Raw genomic sequence first — 18847 nt, 5'->3', positions numbered from 1 at the left:
CCGGCGCGGCTTTCGGCGCCGGTGTTACGACCGTTGCTGTTGCCGCGGCTGCTGGTGCCGGTGCGGGGGACGGCGGCACGGCTTGAGGCGTTGGCCGCGCGTTGCCAAACAACGAGGGCTTTTCCGTAGGTGGGGCAGCGGGCTCAATCTGTACAACATCGCTGTCTAACTGAGGGGCTGCGCTTGTCGGGCGAGAGGCAGTGTCGAACGTGGGTTTGAATCCACAGATCACTTTGCGATCACGCGTGACACGAGGCACCCAGGTTGTCGCGCCGTCTACGCCAGCGCGAATGTAGACGCACCCGCGACTGTCGACAAATTGTTTGCCCTGAAAATTCGCCGGGGGAAACTCCGCCGGGGTTTGCCTGTCGCTGATTGATTGCGCCTGAGCTGCCCCGACTCCGGATGCCGCTGCGAGAACCGCAATCGCAAGAAATTTGACTAGTGTCATTTTGCCCCCACAAGATGTAGGGGCACATTAGCCAAAATCTTTACAGTGAGTAAACCACTGAAAAGCCTTATTTTCGCCTAGCGCGTGCCAAACATACGGTCACCCGCATCTCCGAGACCAGGCAAAATATACCCTTTTTCATTCAAACGCTCATCCAAAGCGGCCGTCACAATAGGCACATCTGGATGCGCTTCTTTCATGCGCGCGACACCTTCTGGTGCGGCCAGCAGGCAGAGGAATAGGATATTCTTTGCGCCCTGCTCTTTCAGCAAATCAATGGCCGCAGCGGAACTATTGCCCGTTGCCAGCATTGGATCCACCGCGATCACAAGCCGCTCATCAAGCTCACTTGGCGCTTTGAAGTAATACTGTACGGGCTCCAATGTTTCTTCGTCGCGATAGAGGCCAACAAAGCCAACGCGCGCCGATGGCACGAGTTCGAGCATTCCATCCAACAGGCCATTGCCTGCGCGCAGGATCGACACCAATGCCAGCTTACGACCCGCCAGTGTCGGGGCATCCATTTCAACCATCGGCGTTTTGATACGCTTTGTGGTCATTGGCAATTCGCGCGTCACTTCGTAGGCGAGTAGCTGGCTGATTTCGCGCAGCAAGCGGCGGAATTCACCAGTCGAAGTCGCCTCATCCCGCATGATTGTCAGCTTATGCTGTACCAGTGGGTGGTTCACTACAGTCAAATGATCCATCAGGCTTTCTCCAGTCTCTTGGCCACAATTGCCTTCGTATCTGCGTCACAGAAGGCGGCGTCAAGCGCGGTTTTGGTGATCCCGTCAAAATCCGTTTCATCCCAACCGAAGACCTGCGCAAGCATCTCATATTCGCGACGCATGGTGGTGTGGAAGAACGGCGGATCATCCGTGCTGACTGTCACCTTCACGCCTGCATCCCGAAGTTTCTGAATGGGGTGTGACGCCAGATCCGGGTAAACGGCAAGCACAACGTTTGAGCCCGGACAAACCTCTAGTGTTACATCGCGCGCCACCAACTCTTTAACCAGATCGAGGTCCTCGATCGCACGCACACCATGACCGATGCGCTCTACATTCAGATCGTTGATCGCATCCCAAACGCTCTCAGGCCCAGCAAATTCACCCGCATGCGTGGTGAGCTTCAAACCCGCCTCACGCGCCTGATCGTATGCATAGGCGAAGTCGCCCTGTTTGAACTGCCCTTCATCGCCGCCCATACCAAAACCAACAATAAATTCACCCGCTGTCTCTGCCGCACACAAAGACGACGTTCGGGATTTCTCAGGGCCGAAATGTCGAACAGCCGTTACAACCCCCCGCAACGTGATGCCATGTTTGGCTTCGGCCGCACTGGCGGCCTCTTGGATGGCATGCAGATACTCACGCCAAGCCCCCACATCTCCGCCGCCACAAAAATCCGGGCTGATGAAGCTTTCTGTGTAAACAACACCATTGGCTGCGCTTTCCTCAAGCCAAGCGGCGGTCAAACGCGCGAATTCTTCTGGCCCTGTCAGCACGCTTGTTGCAGCTTCATAGACACTCAGGAAGTGCACAAAATTCTCAAACGCATAGCCGCCGTCTTCGGCAAAGACTTTGCTCAGATCCATCTTTTTTTCATGCGCGAGCTGTTTGATGAACGCAGGCGGCGCCGCACCCTCATGGTGAATATGCAACTCAATTTTCTTGAGATCGGCAACGGTCATAGGAAACTCCTTCCACGCGGCGGCGTAATGCCAAGATGTGTCGCCGCCGTCGCCGCCACATCTACAAAATCAATCAATCCAGCCTCTCCGGCCCCGACACCGGCACAGAGCACTGGGACGCGTTCACGGGTGTGATCCGTTCCTGGCCAGCTTGGGTCGTTGCCGTGATCAGCCGTCAGAATAAGTAGGTCTCCGTCGCGCATCTTATTCATAAAATCGCCAATTTCACGGTCGAACCATTCCAGCGCGCGCGCATAGCCCGAAATGTCCCTGCGGTGTCCATAACGGCTGTCAAATTCCACAAAATTCGCAAATGTCAGGCTGCCTGCAGGCGCAGTCTCAGACAAACCTTGCAAGTCGTCCATCAACTTTGCGTCACTGCCTTTGGTACAGCTGTCTATACCCGCCATCGTCATAATGTCGCCGATCTTACCGACACCAAGGACCGCACCTCCAGCGTCTTGCACCCAATTGGTCAGGATCGGCTCCGGCGGCGCGATCGCAAAATCGCGACGATTGGTTGTGCGCTCAAAACCTGTCGCTGCATCGCCCACAAAGGGACGCGCAATCACGCGGCCAATCTTCATCTCATGGAGGGTTGGCGCAAGTTCGCGACACAGCGTGATCAAGCGCTCAAGGCCAAAATGCTCTTCATGTGCAGCGATCTGAAAAACGCTGTCTGCTGAGGTGTAACAAATCGGAGCACCGGATTTGACATGCTCCGCACCAAGTTCGTTGATAATAACAGTGCCCGATGCATGACAGTTGCCCAAAATGGCCTCTGTTCCCGCGAGTGCACAGACTTTCGCAACAAGCGCTTCAGGAAAACACGGTTCAGACTTTGGAAAATACCCCCAATCCCAGGGTACAGGCAAACCGGCGAGTTCCCAGTGACCCGAGGGCGTATCTTTGCCTGCACTTTGCTCACTCGCTGCACCCCAGAAACCTGTTGGCTCAGCCTCAAGACCCGGCGTTTCAGCACCAGACGCCAATCGCACTGCGGCCCCCAAACCGAGCGAATCCAGATTTGGCAAAGACAACGGACCACTACGCCCATACTCTGCGAGACCGTTGGCGCAGGCCTGAGCGATATGGGCAACCGTGTTCGCCCCGGTATCTGGCAGCGCATCATTAAAAAAATCTGCTGCATCGGGTGCTCCCCCACACCCCACAGAGTCCATCACCACGAGAAACACACGTGCCATCGTTCTATTGGTTCCCTTCATGAATAAGCGGAGGAATATCGGGCATTCCCTCACCGATGACAATGGCTCTGCGTACAATAGCCTCGGCCGCTGCGGCCGCATCTTCCCGCGAGGCGTGCACGCGCAACAACGGCTGCCCTACTTCCACGCGATCCCCTAAGCGCACCACATCTGACAAACCAACAGACGGGTCAATTACATCACTTTCTATTTGGCGCCCGCCACCAAGGCCAACCACGGCCAGCCCAAGCGCTTCGCCGTCAATGGCTTGCACGATACCTGCCTGAACCGCAGTGACCTCATGAATGACAGGCGCCTCCGGCAAAAACCTCTGCCATTCGTCGGCGAAATGCTTTGGGCCACCCATCGCAGCAACCATACCAGCAAACACCTCAGCAGCTTTGCCACTCGAAAGTGCGCCCATCATTTTGGACACGCCTTCAGCAACATCTGTTGCCAGCCCCGCGCTTACCAAAAGCATCCCACCGAGAGAGACAGACAGCTCTGTTAAAGCCCCCCCACCCTGATTACAGAGAACCTTCATACATTCAGCGACTTCGAGTGCATTACCCAAGGAGGACGCAAGAGGTTGGTTCATATCAGAAATAACCGCGCTGGTCGGACACCCTGCCAAATTGGCCGTCGACACAAGAGAGTTGGCCAAAGCCTGCGCATCCTCGACAGACTTCATAAATGCACCGGAGCCAACCTTCACATCCAAGACAAGACCTTCAAGCCCAGCTGCGAGCTTCTTTGACAAGATCGAAGCGGTGATCAAATCAAGGCTTTCCACCGTCGCAGTCACATCACGGATCGCATACAACCGCTTGTCCGCGGGCGCTATCTGCGCCGAAGCGCTCACAATGGCGCAGCCCACATCCGCCACTACTTTCTTGAATTTTCCTTCCGGCAAGGCCGTGGTCAGCCCTGGGATGGCTTCCATTTTGTCCAGCGTCCCGCCTGTGTGCCCAAGGCCACGCCCAGAAATCATAGGCACATAGGCCCCGCAGGCGGCCAATGCAGGGGCAAGCACCAGTGAAACGCAATCGCCCACGCCACCTGTCGAGTGCTTGTCCAGAACAGGTGCCGGCAAATCCCAAACCATGCGATCTCCGCTGTCGCGCATCGCAAGGGTCAGCGCAACGCGCCCCTCTTCTGACAGCCCACGCAAACAGACACCCATCGCAAAAGCGCCGGCCTGTGCATCAGAGACTGAGCCATCCGAAAGCCCCCGCGCAAACCAGGACAGCTCTGCCTGGCTTGGCACTTCACCTTTGCGAAGATGCGTGATGATCGCTCTCGCATCCATTTAGTCGCGATCCTTGTGATCAACATCCATATGGTCGACACCAAAAGCGCCTGGCAATAGCTCATCCATGGTCATGGTGACCCGGACCCCATCAAGATTTGCCAATGTCACTTTTGTGTCTGAGGATCCAAATTCAGCAATTTTTTGACGACATCCACCGCATGGGCTTACCGGTTGCTTGCTGTCGGCCACCACAAACACTTCGGTCAAGCGCGTCTCTCCGGCCGCAACCATCGCGGCAATTGCTCCCGCCTCAGCGCAGGTCCCTTCAGGATAGGCAATGTTTTCGACGTTGCAGCCAACAAACTTGGCGCCGCTCTCTGACAGGATCGCCGCCCCAACTTTGAATTTGGAGTATGGCGCATAAGCATTTTCTCTGACTTCAAAGGCAAGCGTTGCGAGTTCGTTGTCTGTGTTCATGATTTCCCAATCTTTGTATAGCGCTGATCAAGGACTGCGTTGGAGCAAGTCAAAACCACCACCACGTTTAGCCTGACGGACCGGCTACGTGAAAGAAATATCAAAAGCTGGCAGGGCTTCAAACTCAATCTCAGAAAGCCCCACCGGCAATCACCCCAACATTTCCAACGCGCATGCCAAAGAGGTGTAGTAGAGTAGCGTATCGTCGGGAGATCCGATCGCCCGCCCCCCCTACCCGTGAGCCCCTGCATTTCTTAGACAAGCTAGGCCAGAAACGTCAAAATCGCAGGCTCACGCCGCAACGTCACTTTTGTGCATTTAAACGACACCGAAACTGGTTTAAGGCTGAACTAATTCCTTTTTGACCGCACTCAAAGTGCCAAACAGAGGTCGCTGATGTCTGAAAATCGCAACCAATCCCTGCGCGAAGCGGCGCTGACTTATCACGCAACTCCCAAACCCGGCAAACTAGAGATCCGAGCAACCAAGCCGCTCGCGAATGGACGCGACCTGTCTCGCGCCTACTCTCCCGGTGTGGCGGAAGCCTGTCTGGAGATCAAAGCAGATCCAGAAAACGCTGCACTTTATACTGCACGTCAGAATTTGGTGGCCGTCGTATCAAACGGTTCTGCGGTCCTCGGGCTGGGAAATATCGGCGCGCTTGCTTCTAAGCCGGTTATGGAAGGCAAAGCAGTTCTTTTCAAGAAATTCGCCAACATCGACTGCTTTGACATTGAGCTTGACGAAGCAAATCCCGAAAAGCTGGCTGAAATTGTCTGTGCAATGGGGCCCACCTTTGGCGCCATTAACCTCGAAGACATCAAAGCGCCAGATTGTTTCATTGTTGAAAAAATCTGCCGTGAGCGCATGAACATACCGGTGTTTCATGATGACCAGCACGGCACAGCGATTGTTGTGGGTGCCGCCGCAACGAATGCTCTTCAGGTTGCAGGCAAAAAATTTGAAGACATAAAAATTGTTTCAACAGGTGGCGGCGCTGCGGGCATCGCTTGCCTGAATATGCTCGTGAAACTGGGTGTGAGGCGCGAGAACATCTGGCTCTGCGATATTCACGGGCTGGTTTATGAGGGGCGTGAAGAGGATATGAATCTGCAGAAGGCGGAGTTTGCTCAAGCTTCCGATCTGCGCACGCTAGAAGAGGTGATCGATGGTGCGGACATGTTCCTTGGCCTATCCGGCCCCGGTGTCCTGAAGCCTGAACTTGTCGGAAAGATGACGCGCCAACCTATTATTTTTGCGCTCGCAAACCCAACCCCAGAGATCATGCCGGATCTCGCACGAGAGGTGGCGCCTGACGCAATTATCGCTACTGGCCGCTCCGACTTTCCAAACCAAGTCAACAATGTACTGTGCTTTCCATTCATTTTCCGTGGTGCCTTGGATGTTGGCGCAACTGAAATCAACGATGAGATGTGTGTGGCCTGCGTCAACGGCATTGCAGAACTTGCCCGCGCAACGACCTCCGCAGAAGCCGCAGCTGCCTACAAAGGGGAACAACTCACCTTTGGCGCGGACTACCTGATCCCAAAACCATTTGATCCCCGTCTGGTTGGCGTCGTCTCAGCAGCTGTGGCAAAAGCCGCAATGGAGAGTGGCGTTGCCAAACGTCCGATCGCAGATATTGACGCCTATATCCACACCCTCAATCAGTCCGTCTTTAAGTCTGCGCTGCTTATGCGGCCGGTATTTGAAACGGCCCAAAAAGCCTCCCGTCGCATTGTATTTGCAGAAGGCGAAGATGAGCGCGTTCTGCGGGCGGCGCAAGCGATCCTGGAGGAAACCACCGAAACACCTATCTTGATCGGTCGCCCAGAGGTGATCGAGGCACGGTGCGAGCGCGCAGGCCTGTCTATTCGACATGGCCGCGACTTCCAAATTGTGAACCCGGAAAATGATCCGCGTTACTATGACTACTGGAACAGTTACCACGAGCTGATGGAGCGCGAGGGGGTGACCCCAGATTTGGCCAAAGCCATCATGCGCACCAACACCACTGCCATTGGCGCCATCATGGTTCATAGAGAAGAAGCAGACAGTCTGATCTGTGGCACGTTTGGAGAGTACCGCTGGCACCTCAACTATGTTGAACAGGTGCTCGGCAACAACAACCTTTCCCCACACGGCGCGCTTTCATTGATGATTTTGGAAGACGGGCCCCTCTTCATCGCAGACACGCAGGTTCACGAACTGCCCAGCCCAGAGGACATCGCCCGCATAACCGTGGGTGCCGCCCGCCATGTCCGCCGTTTTGGCCTTGAGCCGAAGATTGCGCTTTGCTCACAAAGTCAATTTGGTAACCACCGGCAAGGGTCTGGAAAACGCCTGCGCGACGCGCTTGCGATCTTGGATAGCAAACCAAGAGACTTTGCATATGAAGGTGAAATGAATGTTGATACCGCGCTAGATCCCGATCTGCGCAGTCGTATTTTCCCACGCACACGCCTTGAAGGCGCTGCGAACGTTCTGATCTTCGCACATGCAGATGCAGCATCTGGTGTACGAAATATCTTAAAAATGCGCGCAGATGCGCTTGAGGTTGGCCCCATTCTTATGGGTATGGGCAACCGCGCACATATTGTCAGCCCATCGATCACACCCAGAGGTCTGCTGAACATGGCTGCCATCGCCGGCTCGCCAGTTACGCACTACGGTTAATTTTTCGGTGAAAGTGGCGCGCATGAAAGCGCGCCACCGCCCCCTCACTCAGAACGATTGATGCGCGCAAGGATGCGCAAGTCTATTGTCGGTCCCACCAGATCCGCATATCCGCTTGCTCCGAAATCGTGACGATCTAAGCTGCCCGTCAATAAAATTGACAACTGATCCAATTCTCCCGCGTCTGTACCGCGTTGCCGAAACAGTTGAGCAGCAAGCGCAACCGGACGTGAGACGCCGCGCACAGTCAAGTCACCGACAACGCGCGCACTATGGACAGTTCCAGTGATCTCACGCGCAACAAAGCGTATGGTTGGGTGTGTCCTGACATCCAGAACCTGAGCACCCTTCAACGCTTCTGTAGCAAAAAGGAACCCAGCCCTCGCGCGATCAGGCCTAAGGGTCACATCGATTGTGCTGCGCGACACGTCCTTAAGGTCGAGACTCAACTCTGCAGTCTCGACAGGCATTTTCCCTACGGTGCCATTCTCATTGAAGTAATACGTAAACCCTACAACGCTTTCCGCCTGATCGAGTTCATAAGTGACGGGGGCAGCGGCGACTGGATGCGCGAGCCAAACGAACCCAAACGCCACCCAAGCCAAAACACCAAGGCACGACGCCCTGAAGCCACTCCGAGTTTCAAAATTGAATATCGCTCTTAACATGTCTCTCTCCCGCAACTTGTCGTCCGAATACACAGCCCAGTTCAGTATCGCAGAGTTTGTTTTGACACGTCCGCACGTTTCCGCGAGCGTTTGTGCAAGGCGTTCGGCCTGAGCGCAAAATTTGCAAATTTGCAAAAATTCCATTTTTGTCAATTTTTCCTGCAAAAATTGGCGAGTTAACTAAAGTTTGCAATTTGTCCTATCGGAAATAGCAAATCTGAGGTGAGAATCTAGCGGATAACTCTAGCGCAGACTTGCTGCATGACTTGCTCCTCCTCTATGCCAGATAACAGGAAGAGGAGGACCGAAATGTCATATCAAGACGTTTATGAACGCTGGAAAAATGATCCGGAAGCTTTCTGGATGCAGGCGGCAGAAGCAATTGATTGGCATACGCCACCCACCAAGGCGCTCTCTGACAAGGGCGATCACCTTTATGAGTGGTTCGCTGACGCAAAGGTCAATACTTGTTGGAATGCGGTTGATCGCCACGTAGAAGCTGGCCGCGGAGAACAAACGGCTATCATTTATGACAGCCCAATCACGCACACGAAGCGAGAGATTTCCTATGTAGAGCTCCGCAACCGTGTCGCGACACTCGCCGGTGCATTGCGCGCCAAAGGTATCGAAAAAGGTGATCGCGTTATCATCTACATGCCAATGGTCCCCGAAGCGCTTGAGGCAATGCTGGCATGCTCCCGCTTGGGCGCAATTCATTCAGTTGTGTTTGGGGGGTTCGCCTCAAATGAACTCGCAGTGCGCATTGATGACGCAAAACCCAAGGCGATTATCGCCGCATCTTGCGGCCTCGAGCCTGGGCGCGTGGTTCACTACAAACCACTTCTTGACGAAGCCATCGACCTCGCCGCGCACAAACCGGACTTCTGCGTCATATTTCAACGCGAACAAGAGGTTGCTGAGCTTAAAGAAGGCCGCGACGTCAACTGGCACGGTTTCCAATATGGAGTTGAACCCGCCGAATGCGTTCCGGTGGAAGGCAATCACCCCTCCTACATCCTCTACACCTCAGGCACGACAGGGCAGCCCAAAGGGGTCATTCGTCACACTGCAGGGCAACTCGTTGCGCTGAATTGGACAATGAAAAACATCTACAATGTTGACCCCGGCGATGTGTTCTGGGCTGCGTCAGACGTAGGTTGGGTCGTCGGGCACAGTTATATCTGCTACGCGCCCCTCATCCATGGCAACACGACCATTGTTTTTGAGGGCAAACCGGTTGGGACTCCGGATGCCGGCACCTTCTGGCGTGTCATATCGGAGCACAACGTCAAAAGTTTCTTCACGGCACCGACAGCGTTCCGAGCCGTAAAACGCGAGGATCCTACCGGCGAATATGTCGCAAAATATGACACCAGCTGCCTCAAGCAGGTCTATCTGGCTGGGGAAAGGGCCGATCCTGACACGATAATCTGGGCGCAGGAACAACTAAAGGTGCCCGTTATTGACCATTGGTGGCAAACAGAAACAGGCTGGTCGATTGCTGCAAACCCATTGGGCATAGAAGAACTGCCAATTAAACTGGGTTCACCTACAGTCCCGATGCCCGGCTACGATATTGAGATTCTGGATGAAGGCGGTCATCCTGTGGCTGCTGGCGAACTGGGTGCGATCGCAATCAAGCTTCCCCTCCCCCCAGGCACACTGCCAACACTCTGGAATGCTGAAGACCGCTTTAAGTCATCTTACCTTTCCCATTTCCCGGGTTATTACGAAACCGGCGATGCAGGGATGAAAGACGACGACGGCTATGTCTACATCATGGCGCGCACTGACGATGTGATAAACGTCGCAGGGCACCGCCTTTCAACCGGAGGCATGGAAGAGGTACTAGCTGGACACCCGGATGTTGCGGAGTGTGCCGTGATTGGTGTGACTGATCAGCTGAAAGGTCAGATGCCCATAGGGTTCCTTTGCCTTAACGCAGGAAGCAACCGCCCACATGATGAGGTGGCCAAAGAGGTCGTTGGCCTCGTACGCTCCAAAATCGGTCCAGTGGCCGCGTTCAAACTCGCGCTTGTGGTAGACCGTCTGCCGAAAACGCGCTCCGGTAAGATCCTGCGCGGAACGATGGTATCTATTGCTGATGGAACAGAGTGGAAAATGCCGGCGACAATCGATGACCCGACCATTCTGGACGAGATCACAGAGGCATTGAAAACAATAGGTTACGCTTCGGCCTGACCTACTGTGTCAGAGAGGCGCGTACCTCGCTCACGCGCCTCTCTTGATCTCATACAAACTGTTCGCGAATAAGGCGCTCTTCCAGACCATGGCCTGGATCGAAGAGTATGCGGTGCGCTATCTGCACGTCAGATCGAATTTCAACTCTAATAACATTTTCGATGGCACGGCTGTCAGCATGGGCCATCACCGGCCGCTTTTCCGGCTCTAATACATCAAACGTAACGGCTGCAGACTTAGGAAGCAAAGCCCCGCGCCAACGTCGGGGGCGAAAAGGGGCAATCGCAGTAAGTGCCAATACGTCAGACCCTATCGGCAAAATCGGACCATGCGCAGAATAGTTATACGCTGTTGAACCCGCGGGCGTGCTGATAAGCGCACCATCGCAAACCAGCTCTTCCATACGCAAACGGCCATCAATTGCGATCTTCAGTTTTGCGGCTTGCGGGCCTGCACGCAGGAGCGACACTTCATTGATGGCCAAAGCTTCTGACACCGAACCATCTATCGATGTCGCACGCATGGCGAGAGGGTTTAGTTGTTCTTCTTCCGCCGCTGCCAGACGTTCTTGCAAGTCGCTTTCGGAGTAGGCGTTCATCAAAAAGCCAACGGTGCCGCGATTCATACCATAGACAGGTGCTGATAGAGCCTCAGTTGCGTGCAGTGCTTGAAGCATGAAGCCATCGCCGCCCAGTGCCACAATGACATCTGCCGACTCAGTCTCAACATCACCATATCGCCCAATAAGTGCAGCACGTGCGGTTTGCGCCACGGGCGCAGTGCTGGCCAAAAACGCGATTCTCTTGGACATGATCGTCCTTGCCCCCCAAATCGAAAGCAGGTTTCCCTGCGCCGCCAAAGGTTTCCGATAGCGACATATGTTTATCCCCTGCACCATCTGAGGCGCTCAGGCAAGGTGTTGCGTCGCTTTGGGACCTTTCAAGCCACGCATGTTTCCATTAGGAAACTCGCAACACGAACCGTTCAACAGGAGCAAACGTCCATGAGCACCTCCCGTGATTCTGGCTTTTTCACAGAAACCCTCGCATCCCGCGACCCAGAGCTGTTTGGCTCCATCACAGATGAGCTGGCGCGCCAGCGCGACGAGATCGAACTGATCGCGTCTGAAAACATCGTGTCTGCGGCCGTTATGGAAGCGCAGGGGTCTGTGCTGACCAACAAATATGCAGAAGGCTACCCAGGCCGCCGCTACTATGGTGGCTGTCAGCACGTGGATGTGGCGGAGAACCTCGCCATCGACCGCGCAAAAGAGCTCTTTGGCGTTGAGTACGCGAACGTACAGCCAAACTCCGGCTCGCAGGCCAACCAGGGTGTGTTCACCGCACTGCTCCAGCCTGGCGACACCATCCTCGGCATGTCCCTAGACGCAGGTGGCCACCTGACCCACGGCGCAAAACCAAACCAGTCCGGCAAATGGTTCAACGCGGTTCAGTACGGCGTGCGTCAACAAGATAGCCTGCTGGACTACGATCAGGTTCAGGAGCTGGCCAACGAGCACAAGCCAAAGTTGATCATCGCAGGCGGTTCCGCCATACCACGTCAGATCGACTTCGCGAAGTTCCGTGAAATCGCAGACTCTGTTGGCGCATACCTGATGGTAGACATGGCGCACTTTGCTGGCCTCGTGGCCGCAGGTGAGCACCCATCCCCGTTCCCCTATGCGGATGTGGCGACCACCACGACCCACAAAACCCTGCGCGGCCCACGCGGCGGCATGATCGTGACCAACGATGAAACAATCGCCAAGAAGGTCAACTCCGCGATCTTCCCAGGCATTCAAGGTGGCCCGCTGATGCATGTGATCGCAGGCAAAGCCGCTGCCTTTGGCGAAGCGCTGCGTCCTGAGTTCAAAGCCTACCAGAAGCAGGTTCGCGCCAACGCTGTGGCGCTGGCGGATCAACTCGTCAAAGGTGGTCTGGACATCGTCACCGGCGGCACCGACACCCACGTGATGCTGGTCGACCTGCGCCCCAAAGGTGTGAAAGGCAACGCCACCGAGAAAGCTCTGGGCCGCGCGCACATCACCTGCAACAAAAACGGCATTCCGTTTGACCCTGAAAAACCGATGGTGACCTCCGGCATCCGTCTTGGCACTCCCGCAGGCACCACCCGTGGCTTTGGCGCAGAAGAGTTCCGTGCAATTGCAGACATGATTGTGGAAGTGGTCGACGGTCTGGCCGCCAATGGCGAAGAAGGTAACAGCAAAGTGGAAGAAGCGGTTAAAGCCAAAGTGGCAGAGCTCTGCGCAAGCTTCCCACTTTACCCAAACCTCTAAAACGCAAACGTTCTGAATTCGAAAGTCGCTGCAGAAAAACTCTGCGGCGGCTTTTTTCATGTAGAACACGACATTTGTGGGAAATTGGCTCTCATCACAAAGGTACTACCATGAATTTCTGGACACCTTTGGCGGAAGTCTCCTTGCCAATTTCAGTAAACCGCGATGTAATTGTGGTTTCAGACGGTGGGGAATGGAGCAATCCAATTAAAGTTGAATCCTAATTGGCGCTTTTCAGTATTGAAAAAGCAAACCCACCAACGCAGAATTCTTAGTCCCAGAAACCCGGTTGAGAGCACCGCCATGAAAACAGTACTGGCTGCGATCACATTTCTATTTGTGATTTTGTTCTCTCAAGACGCGCGCGCTGAGACTCTCAGGATCGCATTCTCATCTGCGCCCCGCTCCATAGACCCCCATCCCTTTGGCGGGACGCCAACGGCTTCATTGAAGGAACATGTGTTCGAAGCTTTGGTTGCATCTGACGATGGACCGTTGCTTGCGCGAAGCTGGCGTTGGATTAGCCCTGTTTCCCTGGAAGTCAAATTGAGAGGAGATGTATTCTTCCACAACGGAGCTCCATTTACGTCCAGAGACGTTATCTACTCTGCATGTCGCATGATGCGGCGTGTCGATGGCCGACGCAATCTCCTGACCAATTCAATGGGCCCAATCGATGACATAGTCGCAGTGGACGACCTTACGGTTCGCTTTGAGTTTAAGACGCCATACCCGCTGTGGATACAGAAAATGAAGTTTCTTTCGATCCTGTCATCAGAGCATGCAAACCTCCAATCAAAGACAATTGCCTATGATGAGCATGGCGACTGCGGCGGTTTAAACTATCCAAGCCGTCAAGATTTCGAAACTGGCAGCGCTGCAATTGGAACCGGGCCTTACAAACTCGACAGATTTGCAAGCACGGGCGAAGCTGATCTTTCAAAAAATGACAACTACTGGGGCGCCAAACCCGTCTGGGATACTGTTCAAATCAGGACGGTAACCGACGCCGGTGATCGCCTCGCCGGGCTAATTGCAGGCAACTTCGATGTGATTGAAAATCCTAAAACTGAGCACTTGCCTCTTCTCTCCTCAAGCGAGCGGCTCACCTACACATCGGTGCCCTCTTGGCGGTCTATATTTTTAGTTTTGGACGTTAGCGAGGATGGCGCCAAAGGCGTTCGCGCCGGCGGAGGAAACGCACCGCTCGCGGACATACGTGTAAGACAGGCTATGTCCATGGCAATCGACAGGAAAGCAATCACTGACAATCTCTTCTTAGGCGAGGCTACCGTGGCAAATCAATTTGCCCCGCGTTATCGCGCGGATGCGCCAAACATGCCGGAATTGCCCTATAGCCGGGAAAAAGCGATCGCACTGTTATCGGAGGCAGGTTACCCGGGAGGTTTTGAGATTGATTTTTATGTGCCCGCTGATCGGTATGCGAATTGGGATCGAGTGGCGCAAGCCGTGGCGCAATATCTGTCACGCATAGGTATAAAAATCCATATCAAGTCAGAAAACTGGCCAGATTTCTCCAGAAAGCGGCGCGCAGGAGACCTAGGCTTTTTTCTGTATGGCTGGGGGCATCCGCAAGGGGCGGCGCAAATGATCTCTTTTGCCTTTGCGTCCCCCAACAAAAAACTCGGACTGGGTTCGGCCAATTATTCTAACTATCGAAATGATCAGTTTGACGCCGCTATTGGCGCGTGGGCCGTTGAAACAAATGCCTTGCGCGCAAGAACATTTCTTGGCGCAGCTATGGGGATTGCCGTCAACGATCTCCCCGGAATCCCTCTATATTATCAGCACACCATCTGGGCGCACCGTGCCGACTTACATGTGAATGGCAGGCAAGATGAACGCACCAGTGCGACACGTGTGAGCCCCCGATAGACGCAGCGCGATTTTTGTCCATAAAGCCTGACCTGCGTCACTTTGGTGGCTGTCGCGCTTTCCGGTTGTGGGTTAGCGCTCCTCAAACTAGATAGTGCAAAAAGGAACACACTATGGGCCATTGGTCAGACCTATTTCCAATTGTTTTTTTGTCATTCAAGCTCGTTGTCTTCGGGATCGGCATGTTCTTTGCGATCAAGTGGCACTACGATCAGGACAAAAAGAAGAAAAACGAAAGCAACGACCCAAAGACGCCTTCCGCATAGTCAAAGCCTACAGTCGTTGATGCATCTGTGAGACTACAAAAACCTTACTCCCTACGAAGGGTCTAAAACACACCAGTCTAAGCCGAGTTAGGCGAATCCCACCAAAGCGAACAACATTCATTGGTTGCTATAGCCTTTGAGAATCTTTGTTTACAAAGACAATGTCGCTAGGCAGGCGCTTTGATTGCACAAGCTGCGCATTTTCTAAATCGTTTTCCTCTGCGCGCTGCTCCGCCTGCTCCTGTGACAGACCGTGGGTCAGCCACCGCTCCACCAGACGCCGACGCAGCTCTTCTTCTGGTACCGACAGAAAAACCGACACATCCCAAATTTCGGGCAGCGCCCGCCAGACCGGCGCGTCAAACAACAGATAATTGCCTTCAACCACCACCGTATCGCAATCCGCCGACACCGCGCCGCCGCCGGGTATGGTCACGTCGCGGGCCCGGTCAAAGGTTGGGTAGGCCAGAACCCCGCCTTGAGACAGCTGACCCGCCAAGGCCACAAACCCTTCTGCATCAAAGGTATTTGGCGCGCCCTTGCGCGCCAGAAGCCCTAGGTCCACGAGATCTTGGTTGTCCATGTGAAACCCGTCCATCGGCACAACCTGCGCCACTGATCCGACGGCACGCAACCGCGCGGCAATCTCTTCTGCCAGCGTTGATTTCCCGCTCGCCGGTGCGCCCGCCACCGCCACAACCCGGCGCACACCTTTGCGCGGCGCGGCCGCTATGGCCGCAACCAGCGCATCCAGATCCTGCATCACGCGGCTCACGCCGCCTCCGATGGCGCAGCCTTCGCCCCGGTCATAAAGGCCACCGCATCTGACATGGTGTAATCCTTTGGATCAATCACGCAAAGCCGCTTGCCAAGACGGTGCACATGGATGCGATCGGCCACCTCAAACACATGCGGCATGTTGTGACTGATCAGGATAATCGGAATGCCCCGCGCCTTCACATCCTGTATCAACTCCAGCACTTTCCGGCTCTCTTTCACGCCCAGCGCCGCAGTCGGTTCATCCAGAATGATCACCTTTGAGCCAAAGGCCGCGGCGCGCGCCACAGCCACACCTTGTCGCTGACCGCCGGAGAGGGTTTCCACCGCCTGATTAATGTTCTGAATGGTCATCAAGCCCAGTTCGCTTAGCTTGTCGCGGGCAAATTTCTCCATCGCGGGACGGTCGAGCTGGCGCATCCATTTGCCGCGAAAACCGGGTTTGCGCAGCTCGCGCCCCATGAACATATTGTCGGCAATCGATAGCGCAGGCGACATCGCAAGGGTTTGATAAACCGTCTCAATCCCCGCCTCGCGCGCCTCAATGGGGGAGGTAAAGCGCACCTCTTTGCCCTCCAGCGTCACCGTGCCCTCATCGGGGATCACCGCACCGGAGACCGCCTTGATCAGCGAGCTTTTCCCAGCTCCGTTGTCGCCAATCACCGCAAGGATCTCGCCCGGCATAAGGTCAAAATCACAATGATCCAGCGCCGTCACACGGCCATAGCGCTTGACCAGTCCGCGGCCTTTCAAAATCGGTTCCATTATGCCGCCACCTTTCTAATCCACTGATCCACGGCCACCGCGCCGATGATGAGTGCGCCGATGAGCAGGAAGGTCCATTGCGCATCTGCGCCGGCCAAACGCAGCCCCAGCGTGAAGACCCCAACAATCAGCGCGCCAAAGAATGTGCCCAGAATGGAGCCACGCCCGCCAAAGAGCGAGATGCCCCCGATCACCACCGCAGTGATGCTCTCGATGTTCAGAAGTTGCCCCGATGTGGGCGAGACAGAGCCAATCCGCCCGATCAGCGCCCAGCCCGCAAAGGCGCAGATCAACCCGGCCAGCGCATAGACAGAGATCAGCACGCCTTTCACATTCACGCCAGACAGCTCCGCCGCCTCCGGGTCATCCCCCACCGCATAGACATGCCTGCCCCAGGCCGTGTGCTTCAGCACATAGGCCAGCACGACAACCAGAAGCACCATGAAGACCACGCCCAACGTGAACACGGCCCCGCCCAGTTTGAATTTCGCCCCCAAGAGCTGCAACAAAGGCGCCTCTGCGGCGATGTCCTGTGAGCGGATGGTTTCATTGGCCGAATAGAGGAAATTCGCCGCAAGAACGATCTGCCACATGCCCAATGTGACGATGAACGGTGGCAGCTTCATACGCGCCACAAGCCAGCCATTGAGCGCACCAATCGCGGTGCCAAAGGCCAGCCCGAATGCCACCGCCACCGCAGGCGGCAGGCCGTAGCGGAAAGTGAATTGCCCCATCACCACGGAGGAGATCACCGCAATGGCCCCGACACTCAAGTCGATGCCTGCAGTCAGGATCACCAGACTTTGGGCCGCCGCCACAATGCCGACGATCTGCACCTGCTGCAAAATCAGAGTGAGCGCGAAAGGCGAGAAAAACCGGCTGCCCAGCAGCAGGCCAAAAATCACCACCGCCCCGACCAGAACGATCAGCGGCACCAACGCAGGCGTGGTGTGCAAGGCGTGGTGAAACCGCCCGACAATCCCCCTTTTGCCCTCGTCAAAATGAGCAACTTCGGACGCTGAATCTGTCACCACAGCCTCATAATTCTCCAACTGAGACATGTGAGCCCTCCCCCGGCATTCTGTCTGAGCTTGTGCAAAAGGGTGAGGCTGCCCCCACCCTCTCGCGTCAGGTTAACACGTCTAGGCTGCGATCAGCCCCAGCAAAGCTCGGTGCCTTTGGCAGTGTCGATGCTGTCCACGCCATCAACAGGCTGATCAGTGACAAGCGAGACGCCGGTGTCAAAGAATTCCTTGCCATCAGAGGCCTGTGGCTTAGTGCCGTCTTTGGCCCAGGCGGCAATCGCCTCAATGCCTTTGGATGCCATCAACAGCGGATATTGTTGCGAGGTTGCGCCAATGACGCCGTCCTTGACGTTGTCCACACCTGGGCAGCCACCATCCACAGACACGATCAGCACGTCGTTTTCACGGCCAATCGCCTTCAGCGCTTCATAGGCACCCGCAGCGGCAGGCTCGTTGATGGTGTAGACCACATTGATCATCGGATCTTTGGCCAGCAGGTTCTCCATGGCGCGACGGCCACCCTCCTCGTTACCTGCGGTGATGTCATTGCCCACAATCCGTGGATCGGTCTCATCGCCCCATTTGCCGGGGTCGCCCAGCTCAATGCCAAAGCCCTTCAGGAAGCCCTGATCGCGCAAAACACCCACAGTGGGCTGGCTCACAGCCAGATCGAGCATCGCAATCTTTGCGTTGGCCGCCTCATCACCCAGCGCCGCTGCCGCCCATTTGCCGATCAGCTCCCCGGCCAGGAAGTTGTCAGTAGCAAAGGTCATATCCGCAGAGTCAATTGGCTCCAGCGGGGTGTCGAGAGCAATGACCAAAAGGCCCGCATCCCGCGCCTGCTGCACCGCTGGCACAATCGAGCTGGTGTCAGAGGCGGTCAGCAAAATACCTTTCGCGCCATTGGCAATGCAGGTCTCAATCGCCGCCACCTGAGTTTCGTGGTCACCATCCACCTTACCGGCATAGCTGTTGAGCGTGATGCCCAGCTCTTCGGCCTTTGCCGTCGCGCCTTCGCGCATCTTCACAAAGAACGGATTGGTGTCTGTTTTGGTGATCAGGCACGCGCTCACATCCGCCGCCGCACTGACCGTCATGCCGGCCAAAACAAGGGCCGATGTCGCAAGTAGCTTTTTCATAATGTCCTCCCAAGGTTCGCAATATTTGGGTCTGGCTCCCTCCAGCTCCAGGCCTGCCT

Annotated in this window: 15 protein-coding genes; 4 read left to right on the top strand and 11 right to left on the bottom strand. The window is 55.4% G+C overall.

The features are described 5' to 3' along the window. Positions 1-528: 528 nt before the first annotated feature. From upp to PJL69_RS15555, 5 genes are read right to left on the bottom strand one after another with little or no spacing between them, the layout of a single operon-like run. Positions 529-1161 (bottom strand): uracil phosphoribosyltransferase, encoded by a 633-nt coding sequence (gene upp, locus PJL69_RS15575; RefSeq protein WP_209098515.1) that lies wholly within the window; start codon positions 1159-1161, stop codon positions 529-531. After that, positions 1158-2144, bottom strand: coding sequence for an adenosine deaminase (locus tag PJL69_RS15570; protein ID WP_271310483.1), 987 nt, complete (start codon positions 2142-2144; stop codon positions 1158-1160). The genes upp and PJL69_RS15570 overlap by 4 nt, the downstream gene beginning before the upstream one ends. Further along, a complete protein-coding gene (locus PJL69_RS15565) occupies positions 2141-3349 on the bottom strand; it encodes a phosphopentomutase (protein ID WP_271310482.1) in 1209 nt (402 codons plus the stop codon). The genes PJL69_RS15570 and PJL69_RS15565 overlap by 4 nt, the downstream gene beginning before the upstream one ends. A 4-nt stretch (positions 3350-3353) precedes the next feature. Beyond that, positions 3354-4658 (bottom strand): thymidine phosphorylase, encoded by a 1305-nt coding sequence (locus PJL69_RS15560; protein WP_271310481.1) that lies wholly within the window; start codon positions 4656-4658, stop codon positions 3354-3356. Continuing rightward, entirely contained in the window at positions 4659-5078 is a 420-nt protein-coding gene (locus tag PJL69_RS15555; RefSeq protein ID WP_271310480.1) for a cytidine deaminase, read from the bottom strand. Positions 5079-5474: 396 nt separating this feature from the next. On the opposite strand from PJL69_RS15555, the gene PJL69_RS15550 reads away from it, so the two are divergent. Further along, positions 5475-7754, top strand: a complete 2280-nt coding sequence (locus PJL69_RS15550) for an NADP-dependent malic enzyme (RefSeq protein WP_271310479.1) — start codon at positions 5475-5477, stop codon at positions 7752-7754. Between the two features lie 44 nt (positions 7755-7798). Here PJL69_RS15550 and PJL69_RS15545 read toward each other — a convergent pair whose 3' ends face one another. Then, entirely contained in the window at positions 7799-8566 is a 768-nt protein-coding gene (locus PJL69_RS15545) for a YceI family protein (RefSeq protein ID WP_271310655.1), read from the bottom strand. Between the two features lie 165 nt (positions 8567-8731). Here PJL69_RS15545 and prpE point away from each other — a divergent pair, with 165 nt between their 5' ends. After that, positions 8732-10624, top strand: a complete 1893-nt coding sequence (gene prpE / locus PJL69_RS15540) for a propionate-CoA ligase PrpE (protein ID WP_271310478.1) — start codon at positions 8732-8734, stop codon at positions 10622-10624. Positions 10625-10673: 49 nt separating this feature from the next. Here the strand turns inward: prpE and PJL69_RS15535 are convergent, their stop codons facing one another. Then, on the bottom strand, positions 10674-11435 hold the full coding sequence (locus PJL69_RS15535) for an NAD kinase (RefSeq protein WP_271310477.1): 762 nt from the start codon (positions 11433-11435) through the stop codon (positions 10674-10676). A 192-nt stretch (positions 11436-11627) separates the two neighbouring features. On the opposite strand from PJL69_RS15535, the gene glyA reads away from it, so the two are divergent. Next, the gene (gene glyA / locus PJL69_RS15530) at positions 11628-12920 is read left to right on the top strand and encodes a serine hydroxymethyltransferase (protein ID WP_271310476.1); all 1293 of its coding nucleotides are present in this window, start codon (positions 11628-11630) and stop codon (positions 12918-12920) included. A 303-nt stretch (positions 12921-13223) separates the two neighbouring features. Then, complete coding sequence (locus tag PJL69_RS15525) at positions 13224-14816, top strand: ABC transporter substrate-binding protein (RefSeq protein ID WP_271310475.1); 1593 nt, start codon at positions 13224-13226, stop codon at positions 14814-14816. A gap of 393 nt (positions 14817-15209) precedes the next feature. On the opposite strand, the gene PJL69_RS15520 is transcribed toward PJL69_RS15525, so the two are convergent. From PJL69_RS15520 to PJL69_RS15505, 4 genes are all read right to left on the bottom strand, one after another. Further along, positions 15210-15857, bottom strand: a complete 648-nt coding sequence (locus PJL69_RS15520; protein WP_271310474.1) for an AAA family ATPase — start codon at positions 15855-15857, stop codon at positions 15210-15212. Further along, on the bottom strand, positions 15854-16624 hold the full coding sequence (locus tag PJL69_RS15515) for an ATP-binding cassette domain-containing protein (RefSeq protein WP_209061808.1): 771 nt from the start codon (positions 16622-16624) through the stop codon (positions 15854-15856). Before PJL69_RS15515 ends, PJL69_RS15520 begins: the two co-directional genes overlap by 4 nt. Next, a complete protein-coding gene (locus PJL69_RS15510; protein ID WP_271310473.1) occupies positions 16624-17685 on the bottom strand; it encodes an ABC transporter permease in 1062 nt (353 codons plus the stop codon). Before PJL69_RS15510 ends, PJL69_RS15515 begins: the two co-directional genes overlap by 1 nt. Positions 17686-17777: 92 nt before the next feature. Beyond that, positions 17778-18788 carry a sugar ABC transporter substrate-binding protein gene (locus PJL69_RS15505; protein WP_209061812.1) on the bottom strand — a complete coding sequence of 337 codons (1011 nt, stop codon included), beginning with the start codon at positions 18786-18788 and terminating at the stop codon, positions 17778-17780. Positions 18789-18847 lie beyond the last annotated feature (59 nt).

The organism is Shimia sp. MMG029 (genome assembly GCF_027947445.1).
Classification (GTDB): Bacteria; Pseudomonadota; Alphaproteobacteria; order Rhodobacterales; family Rhodobacteraceae; genus Shimia.
The sequence above is the reverse complement of the archived record's forward strand: the minus strand, read 5'-3'. Positions and strand labels throughout refer to the sequence as shown.